This window comes from Microbacterium sp., assembly GCF_035556355.1.
In the GTDB taxonomy this organism is placed as follows: Bacteria; Actinomycetota; Actinomycetes; order Actinomycetales; family Microbacteriaceae; genus Microbacterium.
The window spans coordinates 1-16,094 of sequence record NZ_DATMFG010000019.1 but is presented as its reverse complement, the minus strand read 5'-3'; the positions used below and the strand labels follow the sequence as shown (position 1 = coordinate 16,094).

Annotated in this window: 13 protein-coding genes and 1 rRNA gene; 7 read left to right on the top strand and 7 right to left on the bottom strand. The window is 70.3% G+C overall.

Going from position 1 to position 16,094, the window contains the following annotated elements; all coding sequences use genetic code 11:
* Position 1: 1 nt before the first annotated feature.
* Genes VNR19_RS04045 through VNR19_RS04035 form a run of 3 tightly spaced genes read left to right on the top strand, consistent with a single transcriptional unit; the run spans position 2 to position 3,096 of the window.
* Positions 2-1,114: an alpha/beta fold hydrolase gene (locus VNR19_RS04045; protein ID WP_325724144.1), complete on the top strand. Its 1,113-nt coding sequence runs from the start codon at positions 2-4 to the stop codon at positions 1,112-1,114.
* A 30-nt stretch (positions 1,115-1,144) separates the two neighbouring features.
* Positions 1,145-2,113, top strand: coding sequence for a cation diffusion facilitator family transporter (locus VNR19_RS04040; RefSeq protein ID WP_325724142.1), 969 nt, complete (start codon positions 1,145-1,147; stop codon positions 2,111-2,113).
* Between the two features lie 56 nt (positions 2,114-2,169).
* Positions 2,170-3,096, top strand: coding sequence for an LLM class F420-dependent oxidoreductase (locus VNR19_RS04035; RefSeq protein ID WP_325724141.1), 927 nt, complete (start codon positions 2,170-2,172; stop codon positions 3,094-3,096).
* Positions 3,097-3,260: 164 nt separating this feature from the next.
* Here VNR19_RS04035 and VNR19_RS04030 read toward each other — a convergent pair whose 3' ends face one another.
* Positions 3,261-3,692, bottom strand: a complete 432-nt coding sequence (locus tag VNR19_RS04030) for a nucleoside deaminase (protein ID WP_325724246.1) — start codon at positions 3,690-3,692, stop codon at positions 3,261-3,263.
* Between the two features lie 106 nt (positions 3,693-3,798).
* On the opposite strand from VNR19_RS04030, the gene upp reads away from it, so the two are divergent.
* Positions 3,799-4,431, top strand: a complete 633-nt coding sequence (gene upp / locus VNR19_RS04025; protein WP_325724138.1) for a uracil phosphoribosyltransferase — start codon at positions 3,799-3,801, stop codon at positions 4,429-4,431.
* Here upp and VNR19_RS04020 read toward each other — a convergent pair.
* The 3 genes from VNR19_RS04020 to VNR19_RS04010 all read right to left on the bottom strand — a co-directional run bounded on the left by VNR19_RS04020 (position 4,416) and on the right by VNR19_RS04010 (position 9,107).
* Positions 4,416-4,940: a hypothetical protein gene (locus VNR19_RS04020; RefSeq protein WP_325724136.1), complete on the bottom strand. Its 525-nt coding sequence runs from the start codon at positions 4,938-4,940 to the stop codon at positions 4,416-4,418. The two genes, upp and VNR19_RS04020, sit on opposite strands and share 16 nt — an antisense overlap.
* A gap of 208 nt (positions 4,941-5,148) precedes the next feature.
* Positions 5,149-5,466: a DUF3467 domain-containing protein gene (locus VNR19_RS04015; protein WP_325724134.1), complete on the bottom strand. Its 318-nt coding sequence runs from the start codon at positions 5,464-5,466 to the stop codon at positions 5,149-5,151.
* 29 nt (positions 5,467-5,495) lie between these two features.
* A complete protein-coding gene (locus VNR19_RS04010; RefSeq protein WP_325724132.1) occupies positions 5,496-9,107 on the bottom strand; it encodes a TM0106 family RecB-like putative nuclease in 3,612 nt (1,203 codons plus the stop codon).
* Between the two features lie 73 nt (positions 9,108-9,180).
* Between VNR19_RS04010 and VNR19_RS04005 the strand changes: the two genes are divergently transcribed.
* Complete coding sequence (locus tag VNR19_RS04005) at positions 9,181-11,259, top strand: NAD(+) synthase (protein ID WP_325724130.1); 2,079 nt, start codon at positions 9,181-9,183, stop codon at positions 11,257-11,259.
* A gap of 16 nt (positions 11,260-11,275) precedes the next feature.
* Here VNR19_RS04005 and VNR19_RS04000 read toward each other — a convergent pair whose 3' ends face one another.
* Positions 11,276-11,854, bottom strand: coding sequence for a hypothetical protein (locus VNR19_RS04000; RefSeq protein WP_325724128.1), 579 nt, complete (start codon positions 11,852-11,854; stop codon positions 11,276-11,278).
* 150 nt (positions 11,855-12,004) lie between these two features.
* Between VNR19_RS04000 and VNR19_RS03995 the strand changes: the two genes are divergently transcribed.
* Both VNR19_RS03995 and VNR19_RS03990 read left to right on the top strand, forming a co-directional pair.
* On the top strand, positions 12,005-13,510 hold the full coding sequence (locus tag VNR19_RS03995; protein ID WP_325724127.1) for a lipase maturation factor family protein: 1,506 nt from the start codon (positions 12,005-12,007) through the stop codon (positions 13,508-13,510).
* Positions 13,511-13,552: 42 nt separating this feature from the next.
* Positions 13,553-14,374 (top strand): hypothetical protein, encoded by an 822-nt coding sequence (locus VNR19_RS03990; protein WP_325724125.1) that lies wholly within the window; start codon positions 13,553-13,555, stop codon positions 14,372-14,374.
* 67 nt (positions 14,375-14,441) lie between these two features.
* Here the strand turns inward: VNR19_RS03990 and VNR19_RS03985 are convergent, their stop codons facing one another.
* Together VNR19_RS03985 and rrf are read right to left on the bottom strand one after the other, a co-directional pair.
* The gene (locus VNR19_RS03985; RefSeq protein WP_325724124.1) at positions 14,442-15,911 is read right to left on the bottom strand and encodes a primosomal protein; all 1,470 of its coding nucleotides are present in this window, start codon (positions 15,909-15,911) and stop codon (positions 14,442-14,444) included.
* Between the two features lie 90 nt (positions 15,912-16,001).
* Positions 16,002-16,094 (bottom strand): 5S ribosomal RNA (gene rrf, locus VNR19_RS03980); the annotation flags it as partial.

Genomic DNA, 16,094 nt, shown 5'->3' with positions numbered 1-16,094 from the left:
CATGACCCTGTTCGACGGAATCACGAGAAGACTGGTCGAGACGCCCCGACTCACGGTCGGAATCCTCGAGCGCGCGGGCGACGATGCTGCGACGCCGCCCGAGCGCACGGTCGTGCTGATCCACGGCAACGGCTCGTCGTCGCTGTTCTGGCAGGAGACGATGCTCGATCTTCCGTCCGACCTCCGGGTGATCGCGATCGACCTGCGCGGGTACGGCTTCACCGAGCACGCGCCCATCGACGCCACCCGCGGCGTGCGCGACTTCAGCGACGACGTCAAGGCGACGCTCGACGCGCTCGAGATCCCCACGGCCCACCTCGTCGGCTGGTCGATGGGCGCCGGCGTCATCATGCAGTACGCGCTCGACCATCCCGTGCTGAGCCTCACGCTCGAATCACCCGTCTCTCCGTACGGCTTCGGCGGCACGCGGCGGGACGGCACGCGACTGACCGACGACGATGCCGGATGCGGCGGCGGCGCCGGCAATCCCGACTTCGTCGCGCGCCTCGAGGCCCACGACACGACCGACGAGGCGCCCACCTCGCCGCGCAGCGTGTTCCGCGCGCACTACGTCGCGGCGGACTACACGACCGAGCACGAGGACGTGTGGGTCGAGTCGATCCTGTCGACGTCGACCGCGACCGGGAACTACCCCGGCGACTCGGTGCCCTCCGAGAACTGGCCCGGCTTCGCCGCCGGCACGGTGGGAGTGCTCAACACGATGGCGCCGAAGTACTTCAACGTCTCCGGCATCGTCGACCTGCCCCGCAAGCCTCCCGTGGTCTGGATCCACGGCACGGCCGACGCGATCGTCTCGGACGCCTCGCTCTACGACATCAATCACCTCGGTGCGCTGGGCATCATCCCGGGCTGGCCGGGGCCCGAAACGGCGCCCGCGCAGGAGATGGTGTCGCAGATGCGCGACGTGCTCAGCCGGTACGCCGAGCGCGGCGGCACCGTGCGAGAACTCAGCCTCGAGGGCGTCGGGCACTCGCCGCATCTCGAACGGCCCATCCAATTCCGGCAGGCGCTGCTCGAGGTGATCGGCTACGTCGGCCGCCCGGCCGACCCCTCTCCCCCGACCGAGCAGATCGTCATCCGCTCCTCGGACTGACGGCGAGCGGCCGATCCGTAGACTCGGAGCATGAGTGCATCGGGCGGCGGCAAGGCGATCATCGCGGCGTTCCTGGCGAATATGGGAATCGCGATCGCGAAGTTCGTCGCCTGGTTCCTCTCGGGATCCGCGTCGATGCTCGCAGAGGCCATCCACTCGGTCGCCGACTCAGGCAACCAGCTGCTGCTCATGCTCGGCGGGCGCCAGGCGAAGAAGCGCGCCGACCGCGAGCATCCGTTCGGCTACGGCCGCGAGCGCTACGTGTACGCGTTCGTCGTCTCGATCATCCTGTTCTCCGTCGGCGGCCTCTTCGCGATCTACGAGGGCGTCGAGAAGCTCACGCATCCGCACGCCCTCGACCCGCAGTGGTGGTGGCTGCCGATCGTCGTGCTCGTCATCGCGATCGTGCTGGAGTCGTTCTCGCTGCGCACCGCCGTCGTCGAGAGCAACCACGTCCGCAAGAAGGGGCAGTCGTGGGTGCAGTTCGTGCGCCACGCGAAGGCCCCCGAGCTGCCGGTCGTGCTCCTCGAAGACATCGGCGCCCTCACGGGCCTCGCGTTCGCCCTCCTCGGTGTGGGGCTCACGGTCATCACGGGCAACCCGGTGTTCGACGCGATCGGCACGCTCATGATCGGCACGCTGCTCATCATCATCGCGATCGTGCTCGGCATCGAGACGAAGAGCCTGCTCGTCGGCGAGGGCGCGACCGATGCCGATCACCGGCTCATCGTCGAAGCGATCACCGAGGGCGGCGAGATCGAGCGGCTCATCCACATCAAGACGCTCTACCTCGGCCCCGACGAGCTGCTCGTCGCCGCGAAGCTCGGCTTCGCGACCGACCGCACCCTCGCCGACGTCGCGCACGACATCGACGCGATCGAGAAGCGCGTGCGCGCGGCGGTCGCGGCGGCCAGGGTCATCTACCTCGAGCCGGCCGTGTTCCGCGGCGACCACCCGCACCCCGCGACGGATCAGATCGTGCTGAAGTCGACCGACTGATTCCATCCACCGGATGCGTGTGCGATCCGGTGTCCGCGCGCTGGAAGACTGGCTCCATGGAGTACTGCGTCTTCACCGAACCCCAGCTCGGCGCGACCTACGGCGATCAGCTCGCGTTCGCCCAGGCCGTCGAACGCCACGGCTTCACGGGCTTCTTCCGCTCGGACCACTACCTCTCGATGGGCTCGCGCGACGGACTGCCCGGCCCGACCGACGCATGGACGACCCTCGCCGCGCTCGCGCGTGAGACAACGAGCATCCGCCTCGGCACGCTCGTCTCGCCCATCACGTTCCGCCACCCGGGCATCCTGGCGATCCAGGTCGCGCAGGTCGACGAGATGTCGGGCGGACGCGTCGAGCTGGGGCTCGGCGCCGGGTGGTTCGAGCGTGAGCACGAGGCGTACGGCATCCCGTTCCCGGCCAAGCGCTTCGGCCCGTTCGAGGAGCAGCTCGAGATCGTGACCGGCCTGTGGTCGACGCCGCTCGGCGAGACGTACTCGTTCTCGGGCCGCCACTACACGCTCGTCGACGCACCGGCACTGCCGAAGCCCGTGCAGCAGCCGATCCCGCTCATCGTGGGCGGCGGCGGAACCCGCCGCACGCCCGACCTCGTCGCCCGCTTCGCGACCGAGTACAACCTCGGCTTCCCGAAGGAGGACGCGATCCAGGAGCGCCTCGACCACGTGCGCGCCGCATGCGAGCGCATCGGCCGCGATCCGGGATCGCTCAAGATCTCGATCGCGATGTCGACGATCGCGGGGGCGTCGGATGCCGAGATCGCCCGTCGCGCCGAGCGCATCGGCCGCACGCTCGAAGAGGTGCGCGACGGCACGAACATCGTCGGCGGCCCAGACGAGATCGCCGAGCGCATGGACCGCTACCGCTCGTTCGGCATCGAGCGCGTGTACCTCCAGCTCCTCGACCTGCAGGACGTCGACCACGTCGAGTACCTGGGCGCCGAGGTGCTGCCGCGGTTGCCGTAGCACTCACCCTGTACAAGAGGTCTTGCGTCCGCTGCGCGGGGTGCCCCCGGCGAGACATTCCCCCGCCGGCCTTCGGTCGGCTCCCGCCGAACCCGATGCCGGCTCGCCGGGAGGGCACCCCGCGCAGCTCATCGGATGGCTCAGGCTCGCTGCGGTGAAATGAGTCAGCGCTTCGACTCGAAGAACTCGCGCAGCAGCGCGGTCGCGGCATCCGCTTCGACTCCCGCGATGACCTCGGCGCGATACGGCAGCCGACGATCGCGCACGACGTCGTATACGGAGCCGGCCGCCCCCGCCTTGTCGTCCCACGCGCCGAACACGAGCCGCGACACGTGGGCCTGCAGCAGCGCCCCCGCGCACATGACGCACGGCTCCAGCGTCACGACGAGCGTGCAGCCCTCGAGGTTCCACGAGCCGACGGATGCCGCCGCCTCACGCAGCGCGACGACCTCGGCGTGCGCCGTGGGGTCGTTCGTGACCTCGCGGAGGTTGCGTCCTTCGCCGATGATCGAGCCCGACGCATCCGTCACCACCGCACCGACCGGAACGTCGCCGCGCGACCCCGCCTCGGCCGCGAGCGAGAGAGCGCGGCGCATCGCGGTCAGGTCTGCGGGCGAGTTCACATCCCAGAGCGTACGCGGATGCCGCATCCGCCGCGCCCGCGGCCCCTCGCCGACGCGCCGCGCCCGATAACCTGAGTGCATGCGCCTGCACGTCGCCGACCACCCGCTCATCACGCACAAGCTCACGGTGCTGCGCGACGAGCGCACCCCCTCGCCGGTCTTCCGCCAGCTCACCGAGGAGCTCGTGACGCTCCTGGCATACGAGGCCACCCGCAACGTGCGCGTCGCGGCGATCGAGATCCAGACGCCCGTCTCGAAGACGAACGGCGTGAAGATCGACGAGCCCCGCCCGATCGTCGTCCCGATCCTGCGCGCGGGCCTGGGCATGCTCGACGGGATGGTCAAGCTGCTGCCGACGGCCGAGGTCGGCTTCCTCGGCATGGTGCGCAATGAAGAGACGCTCGAGCCCACGACGTACGCCGAGCGTCTGCCGCTCGACCTGAGCGACCGCCAGTGCTTCGTGCTCGACCCGATGCTCGCGACGGGCGGATCGCTGGGCATGGCGATCGACTTCCTGTTCCGCCGCGGCGCACAGGACGTCACGGCGATCTGCCTCCTCGGTGCGCCCGAGGGTGTCGCTGCGATCGAGCGTCAGGTCGGCGACCGCGACGTGACCCTCGTGCTGGGTGCGCTCGACGAGCGCCTCAACGACAAGGGCTACATCGTGCCCGGCCTCGGTGACGCCGGCGACCGCCTCTACGGCACGGTCTGAGGCTCGCGCGCGGGGCGCGCGCCGCGTGTGCGCCGCGCGCCGCGCGTGCCGCGGCTTCCGCGCATGTCGTGCGTGTTGTGCGACTTCGCGAGGGCGGCGTAGAAGACGACGTCGGCCGCGAGCTTGCCTGCGAGCAGACCCCAGATGGGGTCGGGCGCCATCCACACGCCGAGCAAGAGCGCGGCGGGGCGGATGACCAGCGTGTCCACGAACTCGACCGGCCCGAACTCCGCCACGAGCAGCGCGAACGCCCCGCGCCGGGCTCGGCCGTGCGCCGCGATCGAGTGCTCGGAGTAGATCGTGATCGCGAGCACCCCGTAGAACCCGAGGATCGCGCCGACCAGCCCCGCGAGGGCGATGGCGACGGGCGCGTCGGTCCAGACGGTGACGCCGAGTCCTGCGAGCACGAGTGCAGCCGTCCCGGCGATCTCACCGGGGAGGTACCGGCACAGCCAGAACACCGGACCGCGACGGGCGGTCCCGGTGTCGGTGATCTGGATCGTGGTCATCGCGCGCTCCTCTCTCGGGGAAAGGAGCGGATGCGGGTCGCGGTGATACGCAGTTGCGGCATCCACCCCTCGCCGAGCGGATGCCGCAACCTGCGCGTGAGCGCTCCGCAAGGTTACGGGGCGCGGCGGAACGACCCCAACCGGGTTGACATCGCGGCCCGGGCGTCATAGAGACCTGGGGGGACCGAGACTTCGACGCGTGGCGCCCCTAATCGATGAGCGGGGCATCCGGCGGCGGGCGGCGCCCCGTCTCCTGCTCCCAGAATTCGAGCTGCTGCGTGAGAGCCTTCGCGAGTTCGAACACCTGCTCGGGAGGAATCCGGATGCGACTGACGACGCGCGCCGGCACGACCGTGCGCCGGTCCCCCGTGTCGGGATCGATCTCTTCGCGCGGCGGCTGAGCGAGGGTCACGAAGTCCATGACGAACACCGTCTGCGTGTGCCAGACGTTCGCGAAGTCGGCGTACGAGCCGCCGATGAGCTCGGGCGGCAGGTCGATCTCGAACTGACGGGGGATGTCGGCCATGGGATGCCTCCTGCGTCCGTTCGCCGAGTCTACGCGGGTGCCGTGACGGCGACTCCCGGATGCCCGGAGGCGAACACCGCGCCCTCGAGCGGTTCGGCCACGCCGACGAGGCGCGCGAAACCGCTGAGGCGCGCGACCCCGTCGGGCGTGCGCGGCAGATCGTCGAGGAGCCCCGGCGAGTACACGAGGTACGCCGTGTGCATCGCCCTCGAGATCGCGACGTTGAGCCTGTTGCGCAGCAGCAGGAACTCGAGCCCGCGCGGCGCGTCGCGGCCCGACGACGCCGCGAGCGACACGATCGCGACGGCGGCCTCCTGGCCCTGGAAGCGATCGACCGTGCCCACCGGGATCTCACGGAAGCCGGCCGCCGCGAGCGCCTCTTCGACCGCGACCTGCTGCGCGTTGTACGGCGTCACGACGATGAGGTCGCTCTGCGCGAGCGGACGTTCGTCGCAACGGAGCGTCTCGCCGTTCTCGCCGAACCGCACGTCTCGCCATGGCCGGCCGATGAGGTCGCGCACGATCGACACGACGACCGCGGCCTCTTCGGGCGACTGCGTCGCGTTCGCCTTGTGCCGTACGGGCACCGGGTGCAGCCCCGGCTCGATGCCCGCGAGCTCGCGCAGCGCCGTCGACGGGTGCGACGCGAGCTCTCCGCGGTACGACAGCTGCGACACGGGAGCAGCGACCGCCGGGTGCATGCGCCACGTCCGCGCGAGGAAGTAGCCGTACTCGGGCTGGATGACGTCGGCGCCGTCCATGACCCAGCCGAGAGCCGAGGTGTCGACGGGCTCGGGGTGCGTGCCCTGACTGACTTGCGGCAGCTGCTGCGGGTCGCCCAGAAGAAGGAGCCGCGGCGACGCGAGCGACACGGCGATCGTCGACGCGAGCGAGAACTGACCCGCCTCGTCGATCACGAGCAGGTCGAGACTGCCGCGCGGAATGCGCCCCTCGTGGCTGAAATCCCACGCTGTGCCGCCGATGACGTACCCGCCGGTCTGCTCGGCCGCGAACGCGGCGACGCCGTTCTTCGGGATCGCCGTGTACAGGGGTTCGGATGCCGCGTCCTTCGGCGCCTTCGCGACCTGCTCGCGGGGCACACCCGCTCCGACGATCCGGTCGAGCATGTTCTCGACGACCTTGTGCGACTGGGCGACCACGCCCACCTTGTAGCCGTGGTCGCGCACGAGGCGTGCGATCACGTGCGAGCCGACGTAGGTCTTACCCGTGCCCGGAGGCCCTTGCACCGCGAGGTAGCTGCGATCGAGATCGAGGATCGCCCTCGAGATCGCCGCGACGTCGTCGGGGCCCGCCGCAGGCAGCGCGTTCGAGAACGTGCGCGGAGGCCGACGCAGCAGGATGTCGGTCGCCGGATCCTGCGGCAGGGCGGGAGCCTGGGCGATCACGGCATCCGCCCACGCGTCGATCGCGAGCTGCTGGTTGCCGGCGCGCGGCGGAGCCTCGGGCGTCAGTGCGATCGGAAGCTCGGCCCACGTGACGTCGCCGACCGCGTACTCCTCGACGATCGCGCCGTCGTCGAGCACGTCGATGACCGTCACGCGGTGGTCCGCGTGGATCCACCGCGGGCGAGCGTCGAACGGGAAGTCGACGGGCAGCTCGTAGAGCGCGAACGGGTTGCCGCCCTCGGTCAGCCGCGTGCCGGGCGCGAGCTCGCCCCGCAGCTCGAGGAGCCGCCGGTCGGAGCGCGCGCCCTCGGGACGGTGCCAGTCCTCGACCACGCGGCAGCGCGCACGGTCGAGAGCGACGACGTCGCGTGTCTCCTCCCACACCGACACCGGCTCGCGGAGCCGCAGGAAGTGCGTCGCCCAGAAGGACTTCGACTCGCGCGGGTAGTAGTCGATCGCGGCAGCGCCGAGGCGCAGCGCGACCGCCTCGGGCGAGTCCTCCGGAAGCGACTTCGCGAGCTCCCCCAGCGCCAGCGCGCGCGACGACGGCTCGTACACGCGCTCGTCGGGCTCGGGCTCGGGCGACGGCCGCAGATCCGCCTCTCGGGCGCGGTCGACGAGCCAGTCGCGCAGGCGCCTCGTCGAGACGCAGTCGTAGCGGTTGTAATCGGCGAGGTCGTCGAAGATCGCGGATGCCGCGGCCGCGTCACCGTCTTCGCGCAGGGCGCGCGCCTCGACGTATCGGACGATCGAGTCGTCGCCCTTCTGCACGTCGCTCGTGCGCACTTCGTCGCCCATGTAGAGCGGTTCGAGCTTCTTGATCGAGTACGACCGCGAGCCGACGCGCAGCGCGCGCCTCACGATCGGATACAGGTCGACGAAGACTCCGTCGCGCAGCAGCCGATCGACGTCGGCCTCACGCACGCCGTGGCGCGCCGCCATCGCAAGCAGGTGCGTCGGCTCGTACGGCGCGTAGTGGTAGATGTGCATGCCGGGGAACTGCTTGCGCCGCAGCGCGACGATGTCGAGGAACGTCTCGAGCGCGCGCCGCTCCTCTTCGAACGAATGCGCCCACAGGGCGGTGTACTGCTCGCGGTCGTCGACCCACCCGAAGAGATAGTCGATCCCCCACTCGACGGCTTCGCCCTCGGTGTACAGCGGGTCGCCCTCGAAGTCGAAGAAGAGATCGCCGTGATCGGGTCGCGGCAGCGCGCCCAGCGCCTTCGGCGCGACGACCTCGAACGTCGGCCCAGCCGGCTCGGGGGCCACCGCTTCTTCGGGCTCTGCCACCGGGGGAGCGACCTTCGTCACAACCCCCGCGGGGCTCGCGAGCTGCAGTCGAGCCTGCGTGCGCAGCGACGAGAACGTGTCGGGGCTCATGCGGGCGGGCGGGACGGATGCCTCGGCGAGCCGATCGATCGTGTCGATCCCGGCGGCGAGCAGCCGCTCGCGCTGCACCGGCCGCATCCCGGCGACGAGGAGCAGATCGCGTGATGCCTCGACCTCGAGTTCGCACGTCGCGCAACGCCCGCACGCCATGACCGCGAGCTCGCCCCGCGGGTCGCCCCATGCGATCGCGGGACCCTCCGCCCCGAGGTCGAGGCGGCGGTCATCGACGAGCGCGCGGAGCCGGCCGCGTCGCAGTGCGAACACCGGCAGCAGGTCGTCGACCTCGTGGACGCTCACGGTGCCGTCGCCCAGCAGCAGTTCGACGCGGTCGGACCGCGGGACCCCCAGACGATCGAGCTGCGCGACGTATGCCGCGAGCTGCATCAGCGCCGTGACACGCGCGTGGCGGGCGAGCTTCGTGTCTTGCACGACCCACGGGCCGACGCCGCGGGAGCCTTCGGGCGCGTCGCGCACGAGGAAGTCGGCGAACCCCACGAAATCGTCCGTCGCGAACGTGGCTTGGTAGATGACGTCGGCGTCGGACGCGAGCGCCTTCTCGGTCTCAGCGACGGCCGCGGCGAGCGCGTCGGCGTCGTACGTTTTGGCCTCGGGGATCTCGACGACCCCCGCACCGAACCGCTCGCGGTACGCGGCGAGCACGCGCTGCTCATGCTGATGCCCGAGCCGCCCCGCCCGCTCGAGCGTCAGATCCACCGGCTCTTCGACCGCGGGCACGCGCCCGAGCTTCGCGTCGATCGCGCGCAACCACGCGAACTCGCACTCTGCGGCAGCCTTGAGATCGCTTGCGCTCCAGACGAACCGGCCTTCGTTCTCGATGTAACGCATGCTCCCCTTCCCTGCTCTCGACGATAGCCGCGGCATCCGACACGACGTCGTTCGCACCTGCAAGACTGGGGACGTGATCACCGACCTGCCGTTCGAGAGCGCGTACCGCCACGGCTACGCGCGCATCGCCGCGTGCACGATCCCCGTGGCGCTCGCCGATCCCGTCGCGAACGCGCAGGCCGTCCTCGAGACGGCGCGCGAATGCCACGACGAGGCCGTCGCCGTCGCGATCTTCCCCGAGCTGTGTCTGTCCGGGTACTCGGTCGAAGACCTCATGATGCAGGACGCGCTGCTCGACGGCGTCGTCGCCGCGATCGAGCGGCTGGTCGAGGCATCCGTCGATCTCCTGCCGATGATCATCGTCGGCGCGCCGCTGCGCCACCGCAACCGCCTCTACAACTGCGCCGTCGTCATCCACCGCGGCGAGCTACTCGGCGTCGCGCCGAAGTCGTACCTGCCGACGTATCGCGAGTTCTACGAGCGGCGCTGGTTCGCGCCGGGCGACGACCAGATCGGCGAAGACATCCGGGTGGGCGAGCTCGAGGCGCCGTTCGGGCCCGACCTGCTGTTCGAGGCGCTCGATGTTCCGGGCCTGGTCGTCCACGCCGAGGTGTGCGAAGACATGTGGGTGCCGATCCCGCCGTCGTCGCGCGCGGCGCTCGCCGGCGCGACGGTGCTCGCCAACCTGTCGGGCAGCCCGATCACGATCGCGCGCGCCGACGACCGCAAGACACTGTGCCAGTCGCAGTCGTTCCGCTGTCTCGCCGCATACGCGTATTCCGCCGCGGGCATGGGCGAGTCGACGAACGACGTCTCGTGGGACGGCCAGACGATGATCTACGAGTCGGGCAACCTGCTCGCCGAGACCGAGCGGTTCCCCGATGGCCCTCGCCGCAGCGTCGCCGACGTCGATCTCGACCGGCTGCGTCAGGATCGCATCCGCCAGGGCACCTTCGACGACAACAGAAGGTCGGATGCGACGCTGTTCCGCACCGTGCATTTCGAGCTCGATCCTCCCGGCGCCGACATCGGGCTCATGCGCGTGCTCGACCGGTTCCCGTTCGTGCCCGACGACCCCGAGCGGCTCGCGCAGGACTGCTACGAGGCGTTCAACATCCAGGTGTCGGGGCTCGTGCGCCGCATGGAGGCCATCGGCGCGCCGAAGCCCGTCCTCGGCGTCAGCGGCGGACTCGACTCGACCCACGCCCTGCTCGTCGTGGCACGCGCGATGGACCGAATGGGCCGCCCGCGCAGCGACATCCTCGCGTACACGATGCCGGGCTTCGCGACGAGCGACCACACGAAGTCGAACGCGATCGCCCTCGCCGAGGCGGTCGGCGCGTCGATCGAGACGATCGACATCCGGCCGCTCGCAACCGAGATGCTCGAGCGCATCGGCCATCCGTTCGCAGAAGGCGAGCCGGTGCACGACATCACGTTCGAGAACGTGCAGGCCGGCATCCGCACCGACTATCTGTTCCGCCTCGCGAACCACCACGGCGGCATGGTCATCGGCACCTCCGACCTCTCCGAACTCGCGCTCGGGTGGGCGACGTACGGGGTCGGCGACCACATGAGCCACTACACCGTCAACGCGGGAGTGCCGAAGACCCTCATCCAGCACCTCATCCGCTGGGTCATCTCGCACGGCGAGGGCGTCGACGGCTCGACCAGGCTCTCGCCCGAGGCGGCGCGCGTCCTGCAGTCCGTGCTCGACACCGAGATCAGCCCCGAGCTCGTGCCGATGACGCAGGACGGCAGGCTGCAGTCCACCGAGGACCGCATCGGCCCCTACGCGCTCCACGACTTCGCGCTGTTCCACGTGCTGCGCTACGGATTCCGTCCGTCGAAGATCGCGTTCCTCGCGGCGCACGCGTGGGGCGATGCGGATGCCGGGGCCTGGCCTCCCGGATTCCCCGACGAGGACCGCTACGCGTACGACCTCGCGACCATCGTGAAGTGGCTGCGGGTGTTCCTGCAGCGGTACTTCGCGTTCGCGCAGTTCAAGCGATCGGCGGTGCCCAACGGGCCGAAGGTCTCGCCCGCCGGCTCGCTGTCGCCGCGCGGCGACTGGCGCGCGCCGTCCGACGGCACAGCCACGACGTGGCTCGCCGAGCTCGACGCCGCGCTGCCCGACGACCTGCGCGGCTGAACCTGCGCGGCTGGGCTCATTCCTCCTTCCGCGCCCACGCGAGCGTGATGATCCACCCGTCGCGCGACAGGTCGACGAGCTCGTACTGCGTCTTCCGGTCGGGCACCCAGCCCTTCGTCCGCGCGGAGTTCAGCCGCACGTTGTCGCCGCGGATGAGGTTCTTGCGCCCGTCTGCCTCGCGGATCGCGACGACGCGCGTCCAATGCTCGAGGAGCGACTGCACGTTGTCCTCGTCCAGGAGGTGGGAGTGGCGGCGCATCTCGCGGATCGTCGCTTCGTCCGGATGCGCGTCCCGCAGATCGAGCCCGATCGCGAGATCGGGGTCCGCCACCGCGACGACTGTCGCGCCGCGGAAGCTCACGTTGCGGATCGTCAGCGGGACGCTCCGGCCGTCGACCTCGGCGTAGAGCTCGGTGCGGTGGCCGAACTTCGTCGGCTGTTCGCGGATCACCGCGATGTCGCCTTCGCCGATGCCGAGACGGGCTGCGATGAGCTCCTTCGCGAGTATGCGCTTGCGGTCGTGCTCGCTCATCTTGGGGTCCCAGCCCAGACGCGCGCTGATGCCGGCCGGTGTGTCGAGCCGTACCGATTCCATTGCCGCCCCTTCCGTATCCCGATCCGTGTGCCTTCATCATGGCCAGCCGCGCGCCACGCGAAAAGGGCCCTTGGGCCCATGCGAGCCCGCGGCGCTCGGTGCGATGATGTCGTCACGGCCCGAGGCAGGTGCCGGCGGGCCGCATGAGCTATGAACGGGTTCGCAGCAGTCGACTTCGAGTTCGCGCGGCAGGTGCTGCAACGCGGCACCGCCGCGCTGTTCCTCATCGCCTTCATCTCGACGCTCAATCAGTTCCGACCGCTCCTCGGCGAGCACGGTCTGCAGCCCGCGCCGCGACTGCTGCAGTGGGCGGCCTCGTCGAAGTCTCGCGGCCGCCTGCTGCGACCGACGATCTTCCGCTACATCGACTACACCGACCGGCGACTGGTGATCCTCTGCTGGGCCGGGATCGCGATCGCGGCGGTCCTGCTGGTCGGACTCCCCCAGCTCGGTCCGCCGTGGGTCCCGATGCTGTGCTTCCTCGCACTCTGGATCGGCTACATGTCGATCACGAGCATCGGCCAGACCTTCTACTCGTTCGGGTGGGAGATGCTGCTGCTCGAGATGGGGTTCCTCGCGGCATTCCTCGGATCCGACGACCAGCCGCCGGCGACCGCGATCATCGTGCTGTTCTGGTGGCTGCTGTTCCGGCTCGAGTTCGGCGCGGGCATGATCAAGATCCGCGGCGGACGCGAGTGGCGCGACCTCACGGCCCTCACCTATCACCACGAGACGCAGCCGATGCCCGGCCCGCTCAGCAGGCAGGCGCATCTTCTGCCCCGGTGGTTCCACAAGCTCGAGGTGCTGGGCAATCACTTCGCACAGCTCGTGGTGCCGTGGTTCCTCTTCGCGCCCATCTTCGGCCTGTGGATCCCCGGTCCCGTGCCCGCGATCATCGGAGCCGTCGCCGCAGCCGTCGTGATCGGAACGCAGCTGTGGCTCGTCATCACGGGCAACTTCGCGTGGCTCAACTGGGCGACGATCGTGCTCGGCTTCTCGGCGGTCGGGCTGCCCGGCATCCGGTCCGAACCGATGCGGCCGCCCAGCGACCCGCCATGGCTGATCGACGGACTCCCGCTCTACTGGGTGATCGTGACCTCCGCGGTCACGCTGCTGTACATCGTGCTGAGCTGGTGGCCTGCGCGGAACCTCGTGGCGCGCAGGCAGCTCATGAACGCGAGCTTCAACCGCTGGCAGCTCGCGAACGCCTATGGCGCGTTCGGGACGGTCACGAAGGAGCGCATCGAGTACATCGTCGAAGGCACGATGGACGAGGATCCGGATGCCGCGACCTGGCACGCGTACGAGTTCAAGGGCAAGCCGGGCGACGTGTTCCGCATCCCGCGCCAGTTCGCCCCGTACCACCTGCGTCTGGACTGGCTCATGTGGTTCCTGCCGCTCGGGCGGCCGATCGAGGAGTGGTTCACAACCTTCCTCGTGCGCCTCCTCGAAGCGGATCCGCCGACTCTGCGTCTGCTCGCGCACGATCCGTTCGACGGCGAGCGCCCGAGGTGGGTGAGGGTCGTGACGTACCGCTATCGTTTCGCGACGCGGGAGGAGTTCAAGCGCAGGGGGCAGCGGTGGATGCGCGACCGGCGACGGCTGCTCGTGCGGCCGGTCGCCGGCAGGCGCGAGGGGCGCGACACGATAGCCTAGAGCGCTTGCGCCTTTGCACACCTCGATCACCCAAGGAACAGCATGTCCACACCCACCGAGCCGGCTGTCGACCAGCCGACCCAGCCCTACCCGCCGGCACAGCAGACGGCGGCCTACCCGGGGCTTGACCAGCCGACGGCGGTGTACGGCGCCGCGCCGTTCGCGCCCGCGCCGGACACCCGCCCGAAGCTCCTCGGCATCATCGCTCTGGTCGTCGCCGTGGTCGGCGTCGTGCTCGTCGCCTTCGGCTTCGTTCCGGTGGCCGGAGTTTCGTTCATCTTCGCTCTGCTCGGCGGACTCGTCCTGCTCGCGGCGCTCATCCTCGGTATCGTCGTGCTCGCCAACAAGAAGCACGGCGGCAAGGGGCTCGGCATCGCGGCGCTCGCGATCGCCGTTCTCGGCGGCTTCGCCGCCATCGCGGCGATGGTCTTCTCGTTCGTGCTCATCGGCCTGACCGCGGCGGCGGCCGTCGACGAATCCGTCACGTCTTCGGATGTCACGGCGGAAGACGAGGCGACCGACGACGGCACGTCGACCGATGACGGGGCCGTCGATGACGCTCCCGCAGCGGGTGCCTACGACGAGGAGGCGTACCTCGCCATCGTCCGCCCCGAGATCCTCGCGATCGTGCAGGACGCCGTCCCGGGGATCTCCGAGGCGGAGGTCGCGGCCGTCTACAGCGACGAGACGCTCGTGATGCTGGGCACGCCGTTCGTCGGGCTCGACGACGCCGCGATCGAGGCCAACCGCGAGCCTTTCGTCTCGTCGATGGTCGGCATGTCCGACGGAATCTTCACCGAAGACCACGCGAACCGCCTGTACGACGCGATCGTGACCGCGGCGCGTCAGCACCTCGCGGAGTAACGCCCCCGACGCAGAACGCCCGTCGGGCGTCGATCGCATCGCGATTCGGCACCCGGCGGGCGTTTCATCATTCGGTTTCCGCGGCGGTGTCGGTGTCGTTGTCGGCCGGGGCCTCGCCCACCGCGGATGCCTCGGTGGGGGCATCCGCGGTGGGACCGCTCTCCGCCGCCTCGCTCGCTTCAGCCGGCTCTGTCTCGACAGTCGCGCCGGGCTGGGGCTCCTCGACCTCTTCCTCGATCTCCTCGATGAAGATCGTCTCGCTGTCGGCGAGCCCGGATGCGTCGTCGATCGCCTCGGCGGCGACGACGGCGCGGCGCTGCCACTCCTCGGCCTCTTCGCTGCGGCCGAGCTCCTCGAGCACGGCGGCTCGCGCCGAGAACAGTGCGGGGCTCCACTCGTACGCGCGGTCGGGGTCGAGCTCCGGGATGTCCAGCTCGAGCAGCGCGCGCTCGGTCTGGCCGAGGTCGAGACGCGCGCCAGACATCGCGATGGCAAGTTCGACGCGCACCGCGGGAGGGAGCGTCGAACGGTCGACGCTCCGCCCGAGCTCGAGCGCCCGATCGGGACGGCCGACGCCGCGCTCGGAGTCGACCATGAGCGCGATCTGGTCGTCGCGCCCCGAGATCCGACGGAACGTGCGCAGCTCGCGCAGCGCGAGGGCGTAGTCGCCGATCGCGTAAGCGGTGATCGCAGCCGTTTCGCGCACCACGGCGATTCGGCCCGCGCTGCGGACGGCGGCCAGCGCATGCTCGTGGGCGAGCGCGGGATCATCGTCGATGAGCGCCGCCGCCATCGCGAGGTGGCGGGCGACCTTCTCCGCGTTCTCCTTGCTCAGCGTCTTGAGCTCGTTGCGGGCGGCCGGGTTGAGGTCGCGCGGCGTCACGTCGTCGGGGATGGGAGGTGCCGGATGCCGCGCCGCCCGTGCCTCGGACTCGCGCATCTGGTCGCGCGACCTGTCGTCGCGTGCGCCGGCGCGGGGCGGTCGTCCACCGGGCGCACCGAAGCGGTTGTCGCGACGCTGGTCCGTGCGCTGCGGGCGGCCGCCGGGACGACCGTCGCGATGGGCGCCTGACTCGCGACGATCACCGTACGTTTTGTCGCCGCGGTATTCGCCCTTCCGGCCACTGCCCGCGCCGCGCTTCTCACCGTACGGCGGGCGGCCGGCACCGCGCTTGTCGCCGTAGGAGCGGTCGCTGCTGCGGTCGGCGCCGTAAGGCTTGCCGGATGCCGCGCGCCGGTCGCTTCCGGGACGATCGTCGGAGCGCCTGCCCGCGTACGGCTTCTGCTCCCCTGAGCGGCGGCCGCTGCTCGAGCGCTTGTCGCCGTAGGGCTTGTCGCCGTAGCGCTTTCCCCCGGGGGCCCGGCTGGAGCGCTCACGGTCGGCTCGGGGCGAGTCGGATCGATCGGAGCCGCGCTCAGGACCGGTGCCGCTGCGGTCGCGACTCGAGGGGCGATCGGAGCTCCGTCGGTTTCCGTCGTCTGCCGCGGCGTACCGCGGACGCGGTCGCTTGTCGCGGGACTCTCGCTCGTCCGACATGGCTCTCCTTATCGCCTTGGGGGCTGCGCTGTTCGTTTGTGTGTTAACGCCGAATGGCCACCGGTGTGGTGGCCATTCGGGGATGTGGGTGTCCGGCGGTGTCCTACTCTCCCACAGGGTCCCCCCTGCAGTACCATCGGCGCTGAAAGGCTTAGCTTCCGGGTTCGGAATGGGACCGGGCGT